This window comes from Longimicrobium sp. (assembly GCF_036387355.1).
Lineage (GTDB): Bacteria > Gemmatimonadota > Gemmatimonadetes > Longimicrobiales > Longimicrobiaceae > Longimicrobium.
The window spans coordinates 1-6,990 of the sequence record NZ_DASVTX010000566.1; the positions used below are offsets into that span (position 1 = coordinate 1).

General features: G+C 72.2%; 4 protein-coding genes. 1 reads left to right on the forward strand and 3 read right to left on the reverse strand.

All coding sequences use genetic code 11. The features are described 5' to 3' along the window. From VF665_RS24545 to VF665_RS24555, 3 genes are all read right to left on the reverse strand, one after another. Positions 1–437, reverse strand: a 437-nt coding sequence (locus tag VF665_RS24545) for a TauD/TfdA family dioxygenase (RefSeq protein WP_331056129.1), incomplete at its 3' end; no start/stop codon positions are given. Between the two features lie 199 nt (positions 438–636). After that, a complete protein-coding gene (locus VF665_RS24550) occupies positions 637–1,101 on the reverse strand; it encodes a thiol-disulfide oxidoreductase DCC family protein (protein ID WP_331056130.1) in 465 nt (154 codons plus the stop codon). Further along, the gene (locus VF665_RS24555; RefSeq protein ID WP_331056131.1) at positions 1,094–2,344 is read right to left on the reverse strand and encodes a hypothetical protein; all 1,251 of its coding nucleotides are present in this window, start codon (positions 2,342–2,344) and stop codon (positions 1,094–1,096) included. The genes VF665_RS24550 and VF665_RS24555 overlap by 8 nt, the downstream gene beginning before the upstream one ends. A gap of 1,180 nt (positions 2,345–3,524) precedes the next feature. Between VF665_RS24555 and VF665_RS24560 the strand changes: the two genes are divergently transcribed. Then, a partial coding sequence (locus VF665_RS24560; RefSeq protein WP_331056132.1) for an amino acid adenylation domain-containing protein occupies positions 3,525–6,990 on the forward strand: 3,466 nt, incomplete at its 3' end.

Sequence of the window (6,990 nt, forward strand, 5' to 3'; positions counted from 1 at the left end):
TGCGTCTCGGCCACCACCAGCGACAGAAACCCGATGCGCATGGGCCAGCTCGTGGTGTACGACATCTCCGTGTGGAACGGGATGAACTCGTCGGCCGGGTACTCGGTAGAGGTGTAGACGTTGCCCTTGACCTGCGTGCGCGGCGAGGAGCGGTAGGTGTAGGGAAGGAGCTCGCCCGACGCCTGGAGCATGAAGCGGCCGAACTCGTCCACGTCGTGCACGCCGAAGCCGCGGAAGAGAATGGCGCCCGCCCGGTGCAGCGTGGCCTCGATCCACGGACGGTTTTCGCCGGCCCAGTCGGCGAGCACCACGCCGGGTGCGGTGGGCGTCACCACGACGGGGGCGTCGGGATGGCCGTCCAGGCGGCCGGTCTGCACGCGGCCGTCGTGCGCCGGGGCGATCTCAAGGGCCTGCACGGCTTCGTTCACAACACTCATCTTGCTGCTCCATGGGGGGCAGCCCCGCGCGCCGCGGGGCCGTCGTGAGGCGTCTGCTCGGCGAACGACGAACGCCGAGGGGGTCGGCGCGCGCCGCGAAGCGGAAGCGGGGCTCCCGTCCGCGGGCGCGGAGCGACGGCGGCGGATCCCCCCGGCAGGCATGGAGGGGATCCTGAAAGCCGCGGCTGCGGAGTGCCCGCTATCCCAGAAATCGCGCCCGTACCTCCGGCGGCGGAACGGGGCAGGCGTCCAGCTTGCCGAAGAGGCGGTAGCGGTTCCGGGCCACCAGGTCGTACACCCGGTCCGCGACCGCCGCGGGGACTGCCGCCAGTGGCCACAGCAGGGGCCAGCGCGCGTCCATCCGCCGGGCAATGCGCAGCGCCGCCCGTGACTTGCGCCAGGCGCGGCCGCCCTCCACCAGAACGATGCTGTCCAGCGCCTGGGGTGAAAGGCCGAACCGGCTCAGCAGCGCCGCGCCCGCGCCGGACTGCAGCGCCGCAAAGCGAAAGACGCCGCGCCGGTCGTTGCGAAGGATGAGCTGCACGGAGCGGTCGCAGAGCCCGCAGACGCCGTCGTACAGCACGATGGGCCCGCGGGCGTCCAGGGCGGCGGCGGGACCATCATGGCCCGCGTCCGTCCCCGCAGCCCCCGCGCCCTCACCCACCAGCGACCGCCACGGCGCCGGACGGGCTCACGGCCGGCGCCGTCTCCGGGGCGAGGGAAAGGGCCGCCAGGTGCCGGGTGAACGCCGCGGCCGAAGCCTCGTCCACAATGTCGAAGGTGCGTGCCGGCGCGCCGGGCGCGTTTTGCACCACGACGGCGCGCGTCACGTAGCGGCTGGCCTCCAGGCGAATCCAGCGGAAGGAGAGGCCGGTGGCGGGCTGCACGAAGTCCCAGCGGAAGTAGTAGCGCCGGATGGCGTCTCGCACCCACCCCAGGCGGCAGGCCCCGAACTCCAGCACGATGCGGGAGGGAATGGCCCCGCGGAGGGGAACCAGCTCGCCGCCGGGAAGCACCACGTGAACGAGCGGTTTCTGCATGGCGTACATCCCCCAGCCCACCAGCTTCCACGAACTCACCCCCAGGTACCGGGCGAGCGCGGCGTGGACGGGGGGCCAGACCAGGCACAGCGCCATGATCACCGCGACGAGCGGCTCGTTCAGCGCGCCCCGGAACGCCCCGCCCTGGAACGGCACCAGAAAGGCCAGCGCCACGAGGATGTTGGTGATCATGAAGTTGGTTTCGCTGCTGGACAGGCCGACGGGGAGGGCGACGGCTAAGAGCAGCAGAACGCCCCACACCGTCCCGTTCAGGGCGAACCCCAGAATGGGCGGCACGGTTTCGCCGATCAGCACCAGCACCGCCATCCACCGGCAGAACGCCCGCGCCGCGGGGTCCACCGCCCCGAAGTCGCCTTCCACCTTGGGCACCCGCCGCACGCGCGACGCCCACGTGCTGAGACGCCAGTCGTGGCCCATTCCGAGATAGAAGTAGGTTCCGTCCAGGTACTCGCGATGGTACGCCTTCTGGTACGCGGCGTACGCCCACATGGAAACGGCCATCACCTGCAGCACCGACGCGAGCGCGACGGGGTCGTGGTGAAGTTGCAGGCACACCACGGCCAGATACAGCTCCAGGCAGCCGTGGTTGCTCGCGAGCACCACGCGGTCGCCCACGACGGCGGCGAGGCGCAGGACGGCCGCCACGAGGAGAGCGGCGTCAAGGCCGATGCTGCGCACCACCAGCAGCGCGATTCCGTAGGCAAGGAGGTACGCGAGGTCGGTCTCGATCCCTCCGCGCGCGCTCGTGAAGCGGCCGGGCGTGCTGAACCCGTACGCACGCCGCAGGACGTCGGCGAGGATCTTGGCGGCCAGACCGGTCGCCGCCCAGACAGCGAGATGTTCCATGGATGGCTTCCTGAGATGCGGCGTGGGGAAGGGGATCGGGCGGGCCGACGGCGCGGACGGGAGCGGGTGACGGAAAAGTGTTCGCTTTTGTCGCCGGAAATGAGAGTGCGCCATCCGGCGGAGGGTGGCGCGCTCCGGCCGGATACCCCGGTCATCCGGGCGGATTTCCCCCCGCAAGAGCAGCGCGGGGTTGCCGCGGGAATCCGGCGTTCCTGAGTAAACAGTCCAATAACGTTAGTCCGTGGCCGAAAACATACGGACAGGCCCCGATCCACGCAAGGGCGGCATCCCCGGCTCAGGCCACATCGCGCAGCTGCAGGAACCGACGGCTTACGATCATGCGGAGACGCCGGGTGTATTTTCGCGGCTCTGCCCAGAGGGATTGCACATCAGGGTAAACATGCGATATCTTTGGCCGACGACACACACGTTATTCGCCCATTTACGATAAATCGCCACCGGGCGGCGCTCCCGCGAGCCCTCGGCCGTCGGAACCGTGACGGGACATCCGGCGGGGCTTCAACGCTTCCCGTTCCGCGTGGGGCGGCCCGTGCGTCTGATCTTTCCCGACAAGACTGGTGAGCTTGCAACCCGCCCGCGCAATCTGCTCGTTTCCGGGGGTTGACGTTTTTCCAGGGGTGTGTGAGGTTGTAGATACCGTCGTATAACAGCAGTGCCACTCCGTGAGCCGCAGTCCCGCCCCGGCGTTGTTCCCTGGGGAACGATGCCACGGTGCGGCGCCTCTCCGGCCCGTCCCGAACGCTTCCGTGAATGCGGGGCGCATTCCGGCCCGTTTGTCCGCCCGTTCGCCTCGAGGCCGATCCCTCCCGCACTGCCCTCGATACCTTTGCGCCACAGGTGCTGACGCGGGCGGATCTCGCCAAACACGATTCCGGTCCCCGCGAACCCCGATCTTGCGCTCTCCGCGACTCATGTTTTGCGCCATCGTATGTACGAGTGCGTGGCGGGGGGCGCCGCTTGGCGGAGGGGGCCGGGCGGAGGGGTCGGCCGGAGCTGGAACGAGGTGCTATCCCACGCGGCCCCGCCGGGTCCGCGCGTCCCAACGAGGTGAGGAAACCTGATGGCCCAGCCGGACGAGCACAGCGCAGCCGCGGCACCCACGGAGGCCGCACCCCCGGCGTCCCGGGTCCATGTTCCCGGGATCGCTGGCGCCGGCGCGTTGCCGGGACAGCAGACGGAGTACTGGCGGGAAACGCTGGCGCACGCCCCGGAGCCCCTGGAGCTGCCGGCCGACCACCCGCGCTCCGCGCAGGCGGACCACGCCGCGGGGCTGGTTCCGCTGGAGCTCGGCGACACGCTGACCGCGGAGCTCCGGGTGCTGGGGAGCCGCCACGGCGCGACGCTGTCTACGACGCTGCTGGCCGGCTGGGCCGCGGTGCTGGGCCGGCTGTCGGGGCAGACGGACCTGGTGATCGGCGTCGGACCGGGCGCAGGCGGGCCCCGTGAGGCACCGGGGCGGCTCCCGCTGAACTTCCTGGCGGTGCGTGTGGATCTGTCCGGCTCGCCCACCGCCGCGGAACTGCTGGAGCGGGTGGAGGCGCGGGTGCAGGGAGCGCTCCGCAACCAGGATGTCCCCCTGGAACGGGTGATGGAGCTCGTGCACCCGGACGGTGCCGGCGGCCTGGCCGCGCCCTGGTTCCGGGCGGCGTTCACGTGGCGGCGGGATGCGGCACGCGGGCCGGATCTGACCGGCGCGGAGCGGGGTGCGCCGGCGGCTCTGGCGCCGCGCTCGACGGCCGGTCTGGACCTCTCGCTGGAGCTCCGCGAGTCGGGGGGCGGGGTCGCGGGCGAGGTGGTTTTCGCGAAGGCGCTGTTCCAGCGGGAGACGGTGGAGCGCTACGCGGGGTACCTGCGCCGGGTGCTCCAGGGGATGGCGGCCGGCGCCACCCGGCGCGTGGACCGGCTGCCGCTGCTGTCCGCCGAGGAGCGCCGGCGCGTCGTTGAGGAGTGGAACCGCACCGACGCGCCGTACCCCGCCGGCTCGTTCATCCACGAGCGGTTCGAGGCGCAGGCCGGGCGCACGCCGGACGCGGTGGCGGTGGTGTTTGAAGACCGGCGGCTGACGTACGGCGAGCTGAACCGGCGGGCGAACCGGCTGGCGCACCACCTCCGGGACCTCGGGGTGGGGCCCGACGTGCGCGTGGCGATCTGTGCGGAGCGGGGGCCCGAGATGGTGGTCGCCGTGCTGGGGGTGCTGAAGGCCGGGGGCGCATACCTGCCGCTCGATCCGGGTTATCCGCGGGAGCGGCTGCTGGACATGGTGCAGGACAGCGCCCCGGTGGCGATGCTGACGCACGGTGTGCCGGCCGGACGGCTCGCGGCGCTGCACCTGCCCCTGGTGGCGCTCGGTGAGGACGAGGCCTCGTGGGCGGGCCAGCCGGACACCAACCCGGAGCGCGGCGCGCTGGCGCCTGACCATCTGACGTACGTGATCTACACCTCGGGCTCCACGGGGCGCCCCAAGGGGGTGGAGATGACGCACCGGGGTGCGTCGAACCTGCTGCACTGGTACCTGGGCGCCACCCGGATCTCGGAGCACGACTCGGTCCTGGTCGTCACCTCGTTCAGCTTTCACCTGACGCAGCGGAACCTGCTGGCTCCGCTGTTCGTGGGCGGGCGGCTGCACCTGGCGGGCGAGCCGTTCGAGCCGGGCAGGATCGCCGCCGCGATCGTGCGGTCGGGCATCACCATGATGAACCTGACGCCGACCGGCTTTCAGGCGCTGGTGGAGGCCGACGGCGGGCGGGCGATCGGCGGACTGCGGATCGTGGTCTTTGGCGGAGAGCCGCTGTACCCGCGGCAGCTCGCGCGGGTGCCGGAACCCCGCCCCGTGTTCCTGAACCCGTACGGCGCGACGGAGGCGACCGGGATCACGACCCATCACTTCGCCCGGGCGGACCTGGCGAGCTACTCCAGCCGTTCCATGCCGCCGGGCCGCCCGATCGCCAATGCCCGGATCTACGTCCTGGACGGAGCCGGGGAGCCCGTGCCGGTGGGGGTGACGGGGGAGCTGTACCTGGGCGGCGCCGGGGTGACGCGCGGGTACCGGCGGCTTCCGGGGCATACGGCCGAGCGCTTTCTTCCCGATCCCTTCGGCGCGGTGCCCGGCGGGCGGCTGTACCGGACGGGCGACCTGGGGCGGTGGATGCCGGACGGCACGATCGAGTTCATGGGCCGCGGCGACGCGCAGGTGAAGGTGCGCGGCTTCCGGATCGAACTCGGGGAGATCGAGGCGCGGCTGGCCGAGCATGCGGCCGTGCACGAGGTCGTGGTGGTGCCGCGCGAGGGGGAGATCGGCGACCCCCGGCTGGTGGCCTACTACGTGGGCGGCCAGGCGGGCGCGTCGGAGCTGCGCGCCCACCTCGCGGAGCGGCTGCCCGAATACATGATCCCGGCCGCGTTCGTCCACATGGACGCGCTCCCGGTGAACCCCAACGGCAAGCTGGACCGCAAGGCGCTGCCCGCGCCGGAGTTCCGCACAGCGGACGAGCGGTACGCGGCGCCCCGCACCCCCGCGGAGGAGGTGCTGGCCGGGATCTGGGCAGAGGTTCTGGGGGTCGAGCGGGTAGGGGTGCACGACCCGTTCTTCGAGCTGGGCGGGCACTCGCTCCTGGCCACGCGGGTGGTGTCGCGGGTGCGCGAGGTGTTCGGCGCCGAGCTGCCGCTGCGGGCGCTCTTTGAGGCACCCACGGTGGCGGAGCTGGCCGGCCGCGTGGAGGAAACACGCCGCGCGGGGCTGCCGGTGCTCCCGCCCGTGGTGCCGGTGCGGCGCACGGAACCTCCGCTGCCGTCGTTCGCGCAGGAGCGCCTCTGGTTCCTGGACCGGCTGCGCCCCGGGGAGCTGGCCTACAATCTTGCCTTCGCCACGCGCCTGCGCGGCGGCCTGGACGTGGACGCGCTGGAGCGGAGCCTGAGCGAGATCGTGCGGCGCCACGAGGCGCTCCGAACCACCTTCCGCGACCGCGACGGCACCCCTCTGCAGGCGATTGCGCCCTTCGGCGGCTTCGCGGTGGCGGTGAAGGACCTGTCCACTCTCCCCGGGGACGCGCGTGAGGCGGAGGTGCGGCGGGAGATCGCCGCGGAGGGTTCAGCGCGGCCGTTCGACCTCTCGGCCGGCCCGCTCTTCCGGGCGAGCCTGCTGCGCCTGGGAGCGGCGGAGCACGTGCTGCTGCTCTCGATGCACCACATCGTGAGCGACGGGTGGAGCATGGGGGTGCTCTACCGGGAGCTGTCGTCGCTGTACGAGGCGTATCGCAGCGGGGGGGAGTCGCCGCTGCCGGAGCTTGGGGTGCAGTACGCCGACTACTCCGCCTGGCAGCGTGAGCAGATGCAAGGCGAGGTGCTGGAGGGGCGGCTCTCGTACTGGCGCGAGCGCCTCGCCGGTGCACCGGAGCTGCTGGAGCTGCCCACCGACCGTCCGCGCCCCGCGGTGCGTTCGCACGCGGGCGCGCGGGAGGGGGCCGAGCTCCCGGCGGGGCTGCGGCAGGAGCTGGAGGCGCTGGGGCGGAGCGAGGGCGCGACGCTGTACATGGTGCTGCTGGCCGCCTTTCAGGTGCTGCTGGGCCGGTACGCGGGGAGCGGGGACGTGGTGGTCGGCAGCCCGGTGGCGGGGCGCACGCGTCCGG

Bases quoted from the DNA above. Each gene is read 5' to 3' on its own strand.
- VF665_RS24555 (WP_331056131.1), bottom strand. From the start codon at position 2,344: ATGGAACATCTCGCTGTCTGGGCGGCGACCGGTCTGGCCGCCAAGATC.